We start from the raw sequence: 14,923 nt of genomic DNA on the forward strand, positions 1-14,923 counted from the left end.
CCGCGCTCGCGTGCATCGCTTCTCTCTATACAATGGTGCGCCTGACGCCGATTCCAAGGGGGCTGCGCTCATGTCCTTGGTGCGAATACAGATTTCGTGTTCCGTTTCTGCGCACCCTGTGGTATAAAATGCGCCGCTTTCCGGGGATACCCCGAAAGGCTTAAATCCACACACGTGTCGACACGATGACCTGGGTGCCCTTGGCTTAATGCCATTGGTTGGTCATTGGGATACGTGGAGGCCAAACCCGACTTATTAAGGAACTATCATGTCCCAAGTCAACATGCGCGATATGCTGAAGGCCGGTGTGCACTTCGGTCACCAAACCCGTTACTGGAATCCGAAAATGGGTAAGTACATTTTCGGCGCGCGTAACAAGATTCACATCATCAACCTTGAAAAAACCCTGCCAATGTTCAACGAAGCTCTGACTTTCGTAGAGCGTCTGGCCCAGGGCAAAAACAAGATTCTGTTCGTCGGCACCAAGCGTTCCGCTGGCAAGATCGTTGCTGAAGAAGCAGCACGTTGCGGTTCGCCGTACGTCGATCACCGCTGGTTGGGCGGCATGCTGACCAACTTCAAAACCATTCGTGCTTCCATCAAGCGTCTGCGTGACCTTGAAGTTCAAGCCGAAGACGGTACTTTCGCCAAGCTGACCAAGAAAGAAGCGCTGATGCGCTCCCGTGACCTGGAAAAGCTGGATCGTTCGCTGGGCGGCATCAAGGACATGGGCGGTCTGCCAGACGCACTGTTCGTGATCGACGTTGACCACGAGCGCATCGCGATCACCGAAGCCAACAAGCTGGGCATCCCGGTCATCGGCGTTGTCGATACCAACAGCAGCCCGGAAGGCGTTGACTACATCATCCCAGGCAACGATGACGCAATCCGCGCTATCCAGCTGTACATGGGTTCGATGGCTGACGCAGTTATCCGCGGTCGCAACAACGTTGCTGGCGGTACTGTTGAATTCGCAGCTGAAGAAACTCAGGCTGCAGCTGAGTAATTGACGCCCTGGCGTTGACTCAGTAAGCAAAAAGGGGGCTTGGCCCCCTTTTTGCCACCTCGAAAACCATTTGTCGGCAGCGCAGCTACAGCTCCTGTAACGTGCAGCAGCTACAAAGTGGGGCTCGGGACGAATTGAACGCCCGTTCGATCGGGTGGAATGGTTGAAAACCTATCCAAGAGGAATTTGAAAATGGCAGCAATTACTGCAGCGTTGGTCAAAGAACTGCGCGAGCGTACCGGCGAAGGCATGATGGACTGCAAGAAAGCCCTGGAAAAGGCTGACGGCGACATCGAAAAAGCCATTGATGACATGCGTGCTTCGGGCGCGATCAAGGCTGCGAAGAAGGCTGGCAACGTTGCCGCTGAAGGCGCAATCGCAATCAAGGACGACGGTAAAGCTGCCGTTATCCTGGAAGTGAACTCGCAGACCGACTTCCTGGCTCTGCAAGACGACTTCAAAAACTTCGTTGCTGCCAGCGTTGAAAAAGCCTTCGCTGACAAGCTGACCGACGCTGCTCCGCTGATCGCTTCGCAAGAAGCTGCTCGCGAAGCACTGGTTGCCAAAGTAGGCGAAAACGTCAACATCCGTCGTCTGACCCGCATCGAAGGTGACGTTGTAGGTTCGTACCTGCACGGCAACAAGATCGGTGTTGTTGTGGCTCTGAAAGGCGGTGACGTCGAGCTGGCCAAAGACATCGCGATGCACGTAGCTGCAAGCAACCCTGAGTTCCTGCTGCCTTCGCAAGTTTCGGCTGAAGCGATCGAGCGTGAAAAAGCTGTGTTCCTGCAGCTGAACGAAGAGAAGATCAAAGGCAAGCCAGAAAACATTGTTGAGAACATGGTCAAAGGCCGTATCAGCAAGTTCCTGGCAGAAGCAAGCCTGGTTGAGCAGGCGTTCGTCAAGAACCCTGAAATCAAGGTTGGCGAGCTGGCCAAGAAAGGCGGCGCAGAAATCGTTTCCTTCACTTACTACAAAGTAGGCGAAGGCATCGAGAAGCCGGTCGACAACTTCGCTGAAGAAGTTGCTGCCCAGCTGGCTGCCGCCAAGCAATAAGACAGTTTTCAACTGTCGCCCGAAAGAGGCTGCCCGCTCACGCGCGCAGCCTCTTTTCAGATGGGGTAACCAATTTTTAATTGGTTTACTTCTGGAACTGACTTACAAAGCCATGTTCCGATGGCGCTGAAGCAGCGCCAAGCTAGAGTGAACGCCAGCTGTAAACAGCTCGCAAAGAATTTTTAAAATACGCCGCAGGAGAGATTCGCAATGGCTCAGCAGGGCAGTGGTTATCAGGCTCGCTATAAACGCATTCTACTCAAGCTTAGCGGCGAGGCCCTGATGGGCTCGGAAGAGTTCGGGATCGATCCGAAAGTACTGGATCGCATGGCGCTGGAAGTCGGCCAGCTGGTTGGCATCGGCGTACAGGTCGGTCTGGTGATCGGCGGTGGCAACCTGTTCCGCGGCGAAGCCCTGAGCAAAGCCGGTATGGATCGGGTAACAGGCGACCACATGGGCATGCTGGCCACTGTGATGAACGCCCTGGCCATGCGCGATGCGCTGGAGCGTGCCAATATCTCGGCCATCGTGATGTCGGCCATTTCCATGGTTGGCGTGACCGATCACTATGATCGTCGCAAAGCCATGCGCCACCTGAACTCCAAAGACGTCGTGATCTTCGCGGCCGGTACCGGCAATCCGTTCTTCACCACGGATTCGGCAGCCTGCCTGCGTGCAATCGAAATCGACGCCGACGTTGTGCTCAAGGCGACCAAGGTCGATGGCGTTTACACTGCAGATCCGTTCAAGGACCCGCATGCCGAGAAGTTCGATCATCTGACTTATGATGAAGTACTGGATCGCAAGCTGGGCGTGATGGATCTGACCGCTATTTGCCTGTGCCGCGACCACAAGATGCCGTTGCGCGTATTCAACATGAACAAGCCAGGTGCCCTGCTGAACATCGTCCATGGCGGCGCTGAAGGCACCCTGATCGAGGAAGGTCAACAATGATCAACGAAATCAAAAAAGACGCTCAAGAGCGCATGCAAAAATCCCTGGACTCTCTGACCCACGCTTTTGGTCAGATTCGTACCGGCAAGGCTCACCCAAGCATTCTGGGTAGTGTGATGGTGCCTTACTACGGCGCAGACACTTCCATCACTCAAGTGGCCAACATCACTGTTAAAGACTCGCGCACCCTGCAAGTCGTCGCGTTCGAGCGCAACATGCTCGCAGCGGTCGACAAGGCAATCCAGAGCGCTGGCCTGAACCTCAACCCGACCAACCTGGGCGAGTTGTTGCTGATCTCCATGCCTGCCCTGACTGAAGAAACCCGCAAGGGCTTCACCAAGCAGGCGCGCAGTGCTGCCGAAGATGCGCGTGTTGCCGTGCGCAATATTCGTCGTGATGCCTTGGGCGAGCTGAAGAAGCTGGTCAAGGACAAGGAAATCAGCGAAGACGAAGAGCGTCGTGCTGCTGCCGATATTCAGAAGATCACCGACAAGGCTGAAGCTGATATCGACGCAGCGACCAAGCAAAAAGAAGCGGATCTGATGGCCGTATAAGGGTCGAGTTTTTAATGGACAAGACCAAGCAGACTGCGCCGTCCGCGGTGCCGCGCCATGTCGCGATCATCATGGATGGCAATAATCGCTGGGCAAAAAAACGCTTTATGCCAGGTGTCGCCGGGCATAAAGCGGGCGTGGATGCTGTGCGGGCGGTGATCGAGGTGTGCGCCGAGGCCAAGGTCGAAGTGTTGACCCTGTTCGCCTTCTCCAGTGAAAACTGGCAGCGCCCGGCCGATGAGGTCAGTGCCTTGATGGATCTGTTCTTCAAGGCGTTGCGTCGTGAGGCCAAGCGCCTCAACGACAACAACATCAGCCTGCGTATCATCGGTGACCGCTCGCGCTTCCATCCGGAGTTGCAGGCGGCGATGCGCGAAGCCGAAGCCATGACCGTCGGCGCCAACCGCTTTGTGCTGCAGATCGCTGCCAACTATGGCGGTCAGTGGGATATCGCTCAGGCTGCACAGCGTCTGGCGCGTGAAGTCCAGGCGGGCCATTTGCGCCCGGAAGACATTACGCCGGATCTGCTGCAGACCTGCCTGGCGACGGGTGATCTGCCGCTGCCTGATCTGTGCATCCGCACCGGTGGCGAGCATCGCATCAGCAACTTCCTGCTGTGGCAGCTGGCTTACGCCGAGTTGTATTTCTCCGACCTGTTCTGGCCGGACTTCAAACACGATGCCATGCGCAATGCGCTGGCCGATTTCGCTTCACGCCAACGTCGTTTCGGTAAAACGAGCGAACAGGTCGAAGCTGGAGCCCGGGTTTAATGCTTAAACAACGAATCATTACTGCACTGATCCTGCTGCCGATCGCCTTGTGCGGGTTCTTCCTGCTTGAAGGTTCCGGCTTTGCGTTGTTCATCGGTCTGGTCGTGAGTCTGGGTGCCTGGGAATGGGCGCGCCTGGCAGGCTTCACTGCACAATCGTTCCGTGTCGGCTTCGCCGCCGTGGTCGCTTTGATGCTGTTCGTCATGTACATCCTGCCCGGCCTCGCTCCGTGGGTCCTCGGTGCGTCGGTGCTGTGGTGGGCGGTGGCGACCTGGCTGGTCCTGACCTACCCGCGCTCCAGTGGGCATTGGTCCAGTGCTGCCACCAAACTGGTGATTGGTTTGTTGATCCTGTTGCCGGCCTGGCAAGGTCTCGTGCAGATCAAACAGTACCCGTTGGGTAACTGGCTGATCATGGCGGTAATGGTGCTGGTGTGGGGCGCGGATATCGGTGCCTACTTCTCGGGTCGTGCCTTTGGCAAGCGCAAGCTGGCGCCGCAAGTCAGCCCGGGTAAAAGCTGGGAAGGTGTTTACGGTGGTCTGGCGTTGAGTCTGGTGATTACTGCAATCGTCGGCCTGGTGCGCGACTGGACCGTAGCCGAATTGCTCAAGGGTTTGATCGGCGCGGCGTTGATTGTGTTCATTTCGGTGGTGGGCGACCTCACTGAAAGCATGTTCAAGCGTCAGTCCGGCATCAAGGACAGCAGTAATCTGCTGCCCGGCCATGGCGGTGTGCTGGATCGTATCGACAGCTTGACCGCAGCCATCCCGGTGTTCGCCGTATTGCTCTGGATGGCGGCGCCGTGAGTCGTCCTCAGCAGATCACTGTTTTAGGGGCCACCGGTTCGATCGGTCTGAGTACCCTTGATGTCATCGCTCGTCATCCTGAGCGTTATCAGGTTTTCGCGCTGACAGGCTTCACTCGACTGAGTGAGTTGTTTGCGCTGTGTGTACGCCATGTGCCGCAGTTTGCGGTAGTGCCACAGGTCGAAGCCGCTCGCGGTCTGCAGGATGATCTGCGCGCCGCCGGGTTGCCGACTCGCGTTCTGGTTGGGGAAGAGGGCCTGTGTCAGGTCGCTTCCGCGCCAGAAGTCGACGCCGTGATGGCAGCGATTGTCGGTGCGGCGGGCCTGCGTCCGACGCTGGCAGCAGTCGAGGCAGGGAAGAAAATTCTTCTGGCCAATAAAGAGGCGCTGGTGATGTCCGGCGCCTTGTTCATGCAGGCCGTGCGCAAAAGCGGTTCTGTTTTGCTGCCGATCGACAGCGAGCACAACGCGATTTTTCAGTGCATGCCACAGGATTTTGCCCGTGGGCTGAGTTCGGTAGGTGTGCGTCGGATTTTACTGACAGCTTCCGGCGGCCCTTTCCGGCAGACGCCGATGGCCGAGTTGGCGCATGTTTCACCTGATCAGGCCTGCGCGCATCCGAACTGGTCCATGGGGCGCAAGATCTCCGTGGATTCGGCGAGCATGATGAACAAGGGGCTTGAGCTGATTGAGGCCTGTTGGTTGTTCGATGCCAAGCCTGCACAGGTTGAGGTGGTGATCCACCCGCAAAGCGTAATCCATTCGCTGGTCGATTACGTGGATGGTTCGGTGCTGGCGCAATTGGGCAATCCCGATATGCGTACACCCATCGCCAATGCGCTGGCCTGGCCGGAGCGCATCGATTCTGGCGTGGCACCCCTGGATCTGTTTGCGATCGCACGCCTGGACTTCGAGGCACCCGATGAAGAACGCTTCCCTTGCCTGCGTTTGGCGCGGCAAGCTGCTGAAGCGGGCGACAGCGCCCCGGCCATGTTGAATGCCGCCAACGAAGTCGCTGTGGCAGCGTTTCTCGACGGACGGGTTCGCTACCTGGAAATCGCGAGTATCATCGAGGACGTCTTGAGCCGTGAACCGGTTGTTGCGTTGGACGATCTCGATGCCGTATTCACGGCGGACGCCAAGGCACGCATTCTGGCTGAGCAATGGCTGAGCCGACACAGTCGATAGGTTTTGCAACACAATGGCTACACGCGGCACTGAACGGGATTGCGGAGAAAGTAGATGAGCGCGCTCTATATGATTGCCGGCACCCTGATCGCCTTGGGTGTGCTGGTCACCTTTCATGAATTCGGCCACTTCTGGGTCGCGCGTCGCTGTGGCGTCAAGGTTCTGCGTTTCTCCGTAGGCTTCGGCATGCCACTGTTGCGCTGGCATGACAAGCAAGGCACCGAGTTTGTTGTTGCCGCGATACCGCTGGGCGGCTACGTCAAGATGCTCGATGAGCGCGAAGGCGAAGTGCCGGTCGATCAGCTCGATCAGTCGTTCAATCGCAAGTCGGTGCGTCAGCGTATCGCTATCGTCGCCGCCGGCCCTATCGCCAACTTTTTTTTGGCCCTGGTGTTCTTTTGGGTGCTGGCCATGCTCGGCAGCGAGCAGATACGCCCGGTTATCGGTGCGGTCGAGTCCGGCAGTATCGCCGCCAAGGCGGGTTTGACGTCAGGTCAGGAAATCGTCGCCATCGATGGTGAGCCGACTTCGGGTTGGGCTGCGGTCAATCTGCAACTGGTGCGTCGTCTCGGCGAAAGCGGTTCTTTGCAATTGATGGTGCGCGATCAAGGCTCCACCGCGGATTCGCCGCGTGAGCTGGCGCTGGACCACTGGCTGAAAGGGGCTGATGAACCGGATCCGATCCGTTCGCTGGGTATCCGCCCATGGCGCCCGGCTTTGCCGCCGGTACTCGCGGAGCTTGATTCGAAAGGTCCGGCCCAGGCTGCAGGCCTGAAAACCGGTGATCGTCTGCTGTCGCTCGATGGTCAGGTTCTTAATGACTGGCAACAAGTTGTTGATACCGTTCGTACGCGTCCTGATACCAAAATCATGCTGCGCATCGAGCGCGACAATGCTCAAATCGACGTCCCGGTGACCTTGGCGGCGCGTGGCGACAGCAAATCGCCAAGCGGTTATCTGGGTGCCGGGGTAAAAGCTGTCGACTGGCCACCGGAGATGATCCGCGAAGTCAGTTACGGGCCGTTGGCCGCGATTGGCGAGGGCGCCCGTCGCACTTGGACCATGAGCATTCTGACGCTGGATTCACTGAAGAAAATGCTGTTCGGCGAGCTCTCGGTAAAAAACTTGAGTGGACCGATAACCATTGCTAAAGTGGCGGGCGCTTCTGCCCAGTCGGGCGTCGCTGATTTCCTGAATTTCCTTGCTTATCTGAGTATTAGCCTGGGTGTTCTGAATTTGCTGCCCATTCCGGTACTGGATGGGGGGCATTTGTTGTTTTATCTGATCGAGTGGGCGCGTGGTCGTCCCTTGTCGGATCGGGTGCAAGGTTGGGGGATACAGATCGGTATCAGTTTGGTGGTCGGGGTGATGTTGCTTGCTCTGGTCAACGATCTGGGTCGACTGTAACGCTTCGCTGAATTGCGAATCTGCCGCATTTTGCGGCAGTTTGTTTATTGCCAGTTGGAATAAGAAAGGACTTCATGAAACGTCTGCTGCTAACTGCGGTTCTCACCGTATTGATGATCGCCGAAGTTCACGCCGAGTCCTTCACTATCTCTGATATTCGCGTCAATGGCCTCCAGCGGGTCTCCGCGGGTAGTGTCTTTGGTGCCTTGCCGTTGAACGTCGGCGAGCAGGCGGATGATCGTCGCCTGGTGGAATCCACTCGTGCGTTGTTCAAAACCGGTTTCTTTCAAGATATCCAGCTGGGCCGCGAAGGCAACGTACTGGTAATCACGGTTGTCGAGCGTCCATCCGTCGCCAGTATCGAGATCGAGGGTAACAAGGCGATCTCCACTGAAGACCTGATGAAGGGCCTCAAGCAATCCGGTCTGGCCGAAGGCGAGATCTTCCAGCGTGCCACCCTCGAAGGTGTACGTAACGAACTGCAACGTCAGTACGTTGCGCAAGGCCGCTACTCGGCTACCGTCGATACCGAAGTGGTCTCGCAGCCGCGTAACCGCGTGGGTCTGAAAGTCAACATCAACGAAGGTACCGTTGCCGCCATTCAGCACATCAACGTGGTGGGCAACACGGTGTTCCCCGAGGAAGACCTGACCGACCTGTTCGAACTGAAAACCACCAACTGGCTGTCGTTCTTCAAGAACGATGACAAGTACGCCCGTGAAAAACTGTCCGGTGACCTGGAGCGTCTGCGTTCCTACTACCTGGACCGTGGCTATATCAACATGGATATCGCTTCGACCCAGGTGTCCATCACCCCTGACAAGAAGCACGTCTACATCACCGTCAACGTGACTGAAGGCGAGAAGTACACCGTTCGTGACGTCAAGCTCAGCGGTGATCTGAAAGTCCCTGAAGACCAGGTCAAATCCTTGCTGCTGGTGCAGAAAGGCCAGGTGTTCTCGCGCAAGCTGATGACCACCACATCCGAACTGATCACCCGTCGTCTGGGTAACGAGGGTTACACCTTCGCCAACGTCAACGGCGTGCCTCAGCCACACGATGATGACCACACTGTCGACATCCTGTTTGCTGTCGATCCGGGCAAGCGTGCCTATGTCAACCGCATCAACTTCCGTGGCAACACCAAGTCCGAAGACGAAGTGCTGCGTCGTGAAATGCGTCAGATGGAAGGCGGCTGGGCTTCGACCTACCTGATCGACCAATCCAAAACCCGTCTTGAGCGTCTGGGCTTCTTTAAAGAAGTCAACGTTGAAACCCCGGCTGTGCCAGGTGTCGACGACCAGGTTGACGTGAACTACGCCGTGGAAGAACAGGCTTCCGGTTCGATTACCGCCAGCGTCGGTTTTGCCCAGAGTGCCGGTCTTATCCTCGGTGGTTCGATCACCCAGAACAACTTCCTCGGTACCGGTAACCGCGTCAGCGTCGGTCTGACTCGAAGCGAATACCAGAGCCGCTACAACTTCGGCTACGTTGACCCGTACTGGACCGCCGATGGCGTGAGCCTGGGTTACAACGCGTTCTATCGCACTACTGACTACAAAGACCTCGACGTCGACGTAGCAAGCTATGCGGTAGACAGCCTGGGTGCCGGCGTTAACGTTGGTTACCCGATCAGCGAGACTTCGCGTCTGACCTTTGGTCTGTCCGTTCAACAGGACGAGATCAAGACCGGGACCTACACCGTTGACGAGATTTTCGACTTCGTTAACAAGGAAGGCGACAAGTACCTGAACTTCAAGGCGTCGGCCGGCTGGTCTGAATCGACCCTGAACAAAGGTGTGCTGCCGACCCGTGGTCGTTCGCAGAGCCTGACGCTGGAATCGACTATTCCAGGCAGCGACCTGTCGTTCTACAAACTTGATTACCGTGGTCAGCTGTTCCAGCCGATCACCGAGAACTACACCCTGCGTCTGCATACTGAGCTGGGTTATGGCGACGGCTACGGTGGAACCGACGGCTTGCCGTTCTATGAAAACTACTATGCTGGTGGTTTCAACTCGGTTCGTGGCTTCAAGGACAGCACCCTTGGCCCGCGCAGTACGCCGAGCCGTGGTAATAACCCGGGTACGCTGGCTGACCCGGACCAGGATCCGCTGCCGTTCGGTGGTAACGTCCTGATCCAGGGTGGCGTCGAGGTTCTGTTCCCGCTGCCATTCGTCAAGGATCAGCGTTCCCTGCGTACTTCGGTATTCTGGGATGTGGGTAACGTATTTGACTCGCAGTGCAAGGACACTACCAATGCTAACGGCTCGACGTCGAACACCAAGTGCAACGACATCAGCCTGAGCAACATGGCCAGTTCCGTGGGTGTGGGTGTGACCTGGGTCACCGCACTGGGTCCTCTGAGCTTCGCGTTGGCCATGCCGATCAAGAAGCCGGATGAGGCTGAAACTCAAGTGTTCCAATTCTCCCTCGGCCAGACGTTCTAAGCGTCTGACCCAAGATAACGACAATGGATTTTGTAGGAGTGCATCGTGCGTAAGTTGACTCAATTGGTTCTCCTGGCCTCCTTGATGGTGGCAGGCCCGGCATTTGCCGACATGAAAATCGCTGTTCTGAACTATCAGATGGCCTTGCTCGAATCCGACGCCGCCAAGAAGTACGCCGTGGATGCCGAGAAGAAGTTCGGTCCGCAACTGAGCAAGCTGAAAACCTTGGAGAGCAGCGCCAAAGGCATTCAGGATCGTCTGATGGCCGGTGGCGACAAAATGCAGCAAGGCGAGCGTGAGCGTCTGGAGCTTGAATTCAAGCAAAAGGCCCGTGACTTCCAGTTCCAGTCGAAGGAACTGAACGAAGCCAAAGCTGTTGCTGACCGCGAAATGCTCAAGCAACTGAAGCCGAAACTGGATAGCGCAGTGGAAGAAGTCATCAAGAAAGGTGGTTTTGACCTGGTGTTCGAGCGTGGCGCAGTGATTGATGTCAAACCTCAGTACGACATCACGCGCCAGGTTATCGAGCGCATGAATCAGCTGAAGTAACCCATGACCGCGACTATCAAACTCGGCCAGTTGGCCGAGTTCCTCGGCGCCACCCTGCGTGGCGACCCGGAGAAGCAAATTACTGGGCTGGCCACTTTGCAAGAGGCCGGCCCAGCTCAGTTGAGCTTTCTGGCAAACCCTCAATACCGCAAGTTTCTTGCCGGCTCCCAAGCAGCAGCTCTGTTGCTCAAAGAGGCCGATGCCGAGGGTTTTGCCGGTAATGCGCTAGTGGTGCCTGATCCTTACCTGGCCTATGCGCGTATCTCCCACCTGTTCGATCCGAAGCCAAAAGCCACGGCGGGTATCCATCCGTCAGCGGTGATTGCGGATGACGCTGTGGTTGATCCAACCGCCAGCATCGGTCCCTTCGTGGTGATCGAAGCAGGCGCGCGAATCGCTGCGCAGGTAACACTGGGCGCGCATTGCTTCATTGGCGCGCGCAGTGAAATCGGTGAAGGCGGCTGGCTCGCACCACGCGTGACGCTCTATCACGACGTGCGCATCGGCAAGCGAGTGGTGATCCAGTCTGGTGCCGTGCTCGGTGGCGAAGGCTTCGGCTTTGCCAACGAAAAAGGCATCTGGCAGAAAATCGCCCAGATCGGCGGCGTGACCATCGGCGACGATGTGGAAATTGGCGTGAACACTGCCATCGATCGCGGTGCGCTGGCCGATACCGTGATCGGCAACGGCGTGAAGCTCGATAACCAGATTCAGATTGCGCACAACGTCCAGGTCGGTGATCACACCGCCATGGCCGCGTGCGTGGGCATCTCCGGCAGCACCAAAATCGGCAAGCATTGCATGCTGGCCGGTGGCGTTGGTCTGGTCGGTCATATCGATATTTGCGACAACGTTTTCCTGACCGGGATGACCATGGTGACTCACTCGATTACCGAGCCGGGTGCCTATTCTTCCGGAACAGCCATGCAACCGGCGGCCGAATGGCGCAAAAGCGCGGCCCGTATTCGTCAGCTCGATGACATCGCGCGACGTTTGAAACAGCTGGAAAAGCGCGTAGGGGAAGTGACCCCTGACGGCAATGCTTCATCAGATGGCTGATACCATTTCCATATCAAGTGTGCACAGCCTCTAGACTGCCTCCTTGATTTGCTAGAGGAGTGCGCGTCAGTCGCGCTCCCAATCTTTACATAGGCTTCCCCCCGAAATGATGGACATCAACGAGATTCGCGAATACCTGCCTCACCGTTACCCGTTCCTGCTGGTGGACCGGGTGGTGGAACTGGACACTGAAGGCAAGCGCATTCGCGCCTACAAGAATGTCAGCATCAATGAACCGTTCTTCAATGGTCACTTCCCGGCGCATCCAATTATGCCGGGCGTGCTGATCATCGAAGCAATGGCTCAGGCTGCCGGGATCCTCGGTTTCAAAATGCTTGATGTGAAGCCTGCCGACGGCACGCTTTACTACTTCGTCGGTTCCGACAAGCTGCGCTTCCGCCAGCCAGTGCTGCCGGGCGACCAGTTGATCCTCGAAGCCAAGTTCATCAGCTGCAAGCGTCAGATCTGGAAATTCGAGTGCCAGGCTTCGGTCGACGGCAAGCCGGTCTGCTCCGCTGAAATCATCTGCGCGGAACGCAAGCTATGAGTTTGATTGACCCTCGCGCAATCATCGATCCGTCGGCCGTTCTGGCTGACGGCGTCGAGGTCGGCCCGTGGTCGATCATCGGCGCAGGTGTGGAAATCGGCGAGGGTACCGTGATCGGGCCGCATGTAATCCTCAAAGGCCCGACCCGCATCGGCAAGCACAATCGCATCTACCAGTTTTCCTCGGTAGGCGAAGACACGCCCGATCTGAAGTACAAAGGTGAAGAAACCCGTCTCGTCATCGGTGACCATAACGTCATCCGAGAGGGCGTGACCATTCACCGTGGCACCGTGCAAGACCGTTCGGAAACCACGCTGGGCGATCACAACCTGATCATGGCCTATGCCCACATCGGTCACGACAGCGTCATTGGCAACAACTGCATTCTGGTCAACAACACCGCGCTGGCTGGCCACGTGCATGTCGATGACTGGGCGATCCTCTCCGGTTTTACTCTGGTGCATCAGTACTGCCACATTGGCGCGCACAGTTTCTCCGGTATGGGCACCGCGATTGGCAAGGATGTTCCGGCGTTCGTCACCGTGTTCGGCAACCCGGCCGAAGCGCGCAGCATGAACTTCGAGGGCATGCGCCGTCGTGGTTTCAGCGAAGATGCGATTCACACCCTGCGTCGCGCCTACAAAACCGTCTACCGCCAAGGCCTGACGGTCGAGCAGGCATTGGCTGAGCTGGCCGAACCTGCCGCACAGTTCCCGGAAGTCGCGATATTCCGCGATTCCATTCAGTCGTCGACTCGCGGCATCACCCGCTGATCATGGCCAGTTTGCGTATTGCGCTGGTGGCGGGTGAAGCTTCCGGTGACATTCTTGGCGCCGGTCTCATGCGCGCCCTCAAGGCGCAGCATCCGGCGGTCGAGTTCATCGGTGTCGGTGGCCCGTTGATGCAGGCTGAAGGCCTGACGTCCTATTTTCCCATGGAGCGCTTGTCGGTCATGGGCCTGGTGGAAGTCCTCGGGCGTCTGCGCGAGCTGCTCAAGCGCCGCAAAGACCTGATCGCCACGTTGATCGCTGAAAAGCCGGATGTGTTCATCGGCATCGATGCACCGGACTTCAATCTCAATATCGAACTGAAGCTGCGTCAGGCCGGGATCAAGACCGTGCATTACGTCAGCCCGTCGGTGTGGGCGTGGCGGCAGAAACGCGTGCTGAAGATCCGCGAAGGCTGCGACCTGATGCTCACGTTGCTGCCGTTCGAAGCAAAATTCTACGAAGAAAAAGGTGTGCCGGTGCGGTTCGTCGGCCACACGCTGGCCGATACCATTCCGCTGGAAGCCGATCGCGCTGCGGCGCGTGCCGAACTGGGCTTGCCCGACGGCCCGCTGGTAGCGTTGATGCCCGGCAGCCGTGGCGGCGAAGTCTCGCGACTGGGTGCGCTGTTCCTCGATACCGCCGAGCGTTTGCGTGCGATGCGTCCGGGGCTGCGTTTCGTCATCCCTTGCGCCAATGCCGAGCGCCGAGCGCAGCTAGAAGAGCTGCTTGCCAGCCGCGACCTGCCGGTGACCCTGCTCGACGGTAAGTCGCATCTGGCGCTGGCTGCGTGCAACGCCGTGCTGATTGCCTCTGGCACCGCCACCCTCGAAGCGCTGCTATACAAGCGGCCGATGGTGGTGGCTTATCGTCTGGCGCCGCTGACGTTCTGGATCCTCAAGCGCATGGTCAAGAGCCCGTACGTGTCCCTGCCAAACCTGTTGGCCCAGCGTCTGCTGGTGCCAGAATTGTTGCAGGATGATGCTACGGTCGAAGCGCTGGCCCAGACCCTGTCGCCGCTGATCGAAGGCGGCGAAGAACAGACCCGTGGTTTCGATGAAATCCACCGCACGCTGCGGCTGGATGCCTCCAATCAGGCGGCGGACGCCGTCCTCAACCTGATCGGTCAGACACGATGAGCAAGACAAGCATGCAGATGGGCCTGGATTTCACCCTGGTCGCCGAAGTCGAAGAACTGGTCGCCGGCGTCGATGAAGTTGGGCGCGGCCCGTTGTGCGGTGCAGTGGTGACGGCAGCGGTGATCCTCGATCCCAACCGGCCGATCCTCGGTCTCAACGACTCGAAAAAACTCACCGAGGCCAAGCGCGAAAAGCTCTACGACGAAATCATCGAGAAGTCCCTGAGCTGGTGCATCGCCCGTGCCGAAGTCGAAGAAATCGACGAGCTGAACATTCTTCACGCAACCATGCTGGCCATGCAGCGCGCGGTTGCCGGGCTGCACATTCAGCCGAAACTGGCGATGATCGATGGCAACCGCTGCCCGCAATTGCCGATGCGTGCCGAAGCGGTGGTGCAGGGCGACGGCAAGGTGCCGGCCATCGCTGCCGCGTCGATTCTGGCCAAGGTCAGCCGCGATCGTGAAATGGCTGCATTCGAATTGATCTACCCGGGTTACGGCATCGGCGGCCATAAGGGCTACCCGACGCCCGTTCATCTGGAAGCGTTGGTGCGTCTCGGCCCGACGCCGATTCATCGGCGCTCGTTCGCCCCGGTGCGTCAGGCTTATGAAGCGCTCGAAGGCCTGACGCAGGTTTAGTCGCAAGGCTGATGTTTTGTTCGAGGCCCGGTAC

At 57.8% G+C, this 14,923-nt stretch carries 15 protein-coding genes; all 15 read left to right on the plus strand.

The window, feature by feature from the left end:
- Window positions 1–268 precede the first annotated feature (268 nt).
- The 15 genes from rpsB to rnhB all read left to right on the plus strand — a co-directional run bounded on the left by rpsB (window position 269) and on the right by rnhB (window position 14,889).
- Complete coding sequence (gene rpsB, locus AC3Y64_RS05545) at window positions 269–1,006, plus strand: 30S ribosomal protein S2 (RefSeq protein WP_003222119.1); 738 nt, start codon at window positions 269–271, stop codon at window positions 1,004–1,006.
- 192 nt (window positions 1,007–1,198) lie between these two features.
- The gene (gene tsf, locus AC3Y64_RS05550) at window positions 1,199–2,062 is read left to right on the plus strand and encodes a translation elongation factor Ts (RefSeq protein ID WP_093436595.1); all 864 of its coding nucleotides are present in this window, start codon (window positions 1,199–1,201) and stop codon (window positions 2,060–2,062) included.
- A gap of 210 nt (window positions 2,063–2,272) precedes the next feature.
- Window positions 2,273–3,016 (plus strand): UMP kinase, encoded by a 744-nt coding sequence (gene pyrH / locus AC3Y64_RS05555; protein ID WP_003222124.1) that lies wholly within the window; start codon window positions 2,273–2,275, stop codon window positions 3,014–3,016.
- A complete protein-coding gene (gene frr / locus AC3Y64_RS05560; RefSeq protein WP_034156333.1) occupies window positions 3,013–3,570 on the plus strand; it encodes a ribosome recycling factor in 558 nt (185 codons plus the stop codon). Before pyrH ends, frr begins: the two co-directional genes overlap by 4 nt.
- 14 nt (window positions 3,571–3,584) lie before the next feature.
- Window positions 3,585–4,340: a polyprenyl diphosphate synthase gene (uppS, locus tag AC3Y64_RS05565; protein WP_122591351.1), complete on the plus strand. Its 756-nt coding sequence runs from the start codon at window positions 3,585–3,587 to the stop codon at window positions 4,338–4,340.
- Entirely contained in the window at window positions 4,340–5,146 is an 807-nt protein-coding gene (locus AC3Y64_RS05570) for a phosphatidate cytidylyltransferase (RefSeq protein WP_489986717.1), read from the plus strand. The genes uppS and AC3Y64_RS05570 overlap by 1 nt, the downstream gene beginning before the upstream one ends.
- Window positions 5,143–6,333: a 1-deoxy-D-xylulose-5-phosphate reductoisomerase gene (gene ispC, locus AC3Y64_RS05575; protein ID WP_489986718.1), complete on the plus strand. Its 1,191-nt coding sequence runs from the start codon at window positions 5,143–5,145 to the stop codon at window positions 6,331–6,333. Before AC3Y64_RS05570 ends, ispC begins: the two co-directional genes overlap by 4 nt.
- A 54-nt stretch (window positions 6,334–6,387) precedes the next feature.
- Window positions 6,388–7,740 carry a sigma E protease regulator RseP gene (gene rseP, locus AC3Y64_RS05580; protein WP_489986719.1) on the plus strand — a complete coding sequence of 451 codons (1,353 nt, stop codon included), beginning with the start codon at window positions 6,388–6,390 and terminating at the stop codon, window positions 7,738–7,740.
- A 74-nt stretch (window positions 7,741–7,814) separates the two neighbouring features.
- A complete protein-coding gene (gene bamA, locus AC3Y64_RS05585; RefSeq protein ID WP_489986720.1) occupies window positions 7,815–10,190 on the plus strand; it encodes an outer membrane protein assembly factor BamA in 2,376 nt (791 codons plus the stop codon).
- Window positions 10,191–10,235: 45 nt separating this feature from the next.
- A complete protein-coding gene (locus AC3Y64_RS05590) occupies window positions 10,236–10,739 on the plus strand; it encodes an OmpH/Skp family outer membrane protein (protein ID WP_122591360.1) in 504 nt (167 codons plus the stop codon).
- A 3-nt stretch (window positions 10,740–10,742) separates the two neighbouring features.
- A complete protein-coding gene (lpxD, locus tag AC3Y64_RS05595; RefSeq protein ID WP_489986721.1) occupies window positions 10,743–11,798 on the plus strand; it encodes a UDP-3-O-(3-hydroxymyristoyl)glucosamine N-acyltransferase in 1,056 nt (351 codons plus the stop codon).
- 106 nt (window positions 11,799–11,904) lie between these two features.
- Window positions 11,905–12,345 (plus strand): 3-hydroxyacyl-ACP dehydratase FabZ, encoded by a 441-nt coding sequence (fabZ, locus tag AC3Y64_RS05600; protein WP_003222142.1) that lies wholly within the window; start codon window positions 11,905–11,907, stop codon window positions 12,343–12,345.
- Window positions 12,342–13,118, plus strand: a complete 777-nt coding sequence (gene lpxA, locus AC3Y64_RS05605) for an acyl-ACP--UDP-N-acetylglucosamine O-acyltransferase (RefSeq protein WP_034156326.1) — start codon at window positions 12,342–12,344, stop codon at window positions 13,116–13,118. Before fabZ ends, lpxA begins: the two co-directional genes overlap by 4 nt.
- 2 nt (window positions 13,119–13,120) lie before the next feature.
- Complete coding sequence (gene lpxB, locus AC3Y64_RS05610) at window positions 13,121–14,251, plus strand: lipid-A-disaccharide synthase (protein ID WP_489986722.1); 1,131 nt, start codon at window positions 13,121–13,123, stop codon at window positions 14,249–14,251.
- Window positions 14,252–14,262: 11 nt separating this feature from the next.
- A complete protein-coding gene (gene rnhB / locus AC3Y64_RS05615; RefSeq protein ID WP_007908845.1) occupies window positions 14,263–14,889 on the plus strand; it encodes a ribonuclease HII in 627 nt (208 codons plus the stop codon).
- Window positions 14,890–14,923 lie beyond the last annotated feature (34 nt).

Source organism: Pseudomonas sp. 4CAES_32.4 (assembly GCF_058136335.1).

Excerpts from the sequence above, each read along its gene's own strand:
- frr (WP_034156333.1), top strand. The coding sequence starts at position 3,013 with ATGATCAACGAAATCAAAAAAGACGCTCAAGAGCGCATGCAAAAATCC.
- lpxA (WP_034156326.1), top strand. The coding sequence starts at position 12,342 with ATGAGTTTGATTGACCCTCGCGCAATCATCGATCCGTCGGCCGTTCTG.
- rseP (WP_489986719.1), top strand. The coding sequence starts at position 6,388 with ATGAGCGCGCTCTATATGATTGCCGGCACCCTGATCGCCTTGGGTGTG.
- lpxB (WP_489986722.1), top strand. The coding sequence starts at position 13,121 with ATGGCCAGTTTGCGTATTGCGCTGGTGGCGGGTGAAGCTTCCGGTGAC.
- AC3Y64_RS05570 (WP_489986717.1), top strand. The coding sequence starts at position 4,340 with ATGCTTAAACAACGAATCATTACTGCACTGATCCTGCTGCCGATCGCC.
- tsf (WP_093436595.1), top strand. The coding sequence starts at position 1,199 with ATGGCAGCAATTACTGCAGCGTTGGTCAAAGAACTGCGCGAGCGTACC.
- bamA (WP_489986720.1), top strand. The coding sequence starts at position 7,815 with ATGAAACGTCTGCTGCTAACTGCGGTTCTCACCGTATTGATGATCGCC.
- rpsB (WP_003222119.1), top strand. The coding sequence starts at position 269 with ATGTCCCAAGTCAACATGCGCGATATGCTGAAGGCCGGTGTGCACTTC.
- rnhB (WP_007908845.1), top strand. The coding sequence starts at position 14,263 with ATGCAGATGGGCCTGGATTTCACCCTGGTCGCCGAAGTCGAAGAACTG.
- pyrH (WP_003222124.1), top strand. The coding sequence starts at position 2,273 with ATGGCTCAGCAGGGCAGTGGTTATCAGGCTCGCTATAAACGCATTCTA.
- lpxD (WP_489986721.1), top strand. The coding sequence starts at position 10,743 with ATGACCGCGACTATCAAACTCGGCCAGTTGGCCGAGTTCCTCGGCGCC.
- fabZ (WP_003222142.1), top strand. The coding sequence starts at position 11,905 with ATGATGGACATCAACGAGATTCGCGAATACCTGCCTCACCGTTACCCG.
- uppS (WP_122591351.1), top strand. The coding sequence starts at position 3,585 with ATGGACAAGACCAAGCAGACTGCGCCGTCCGCGGTGCCGCGCCATGTC.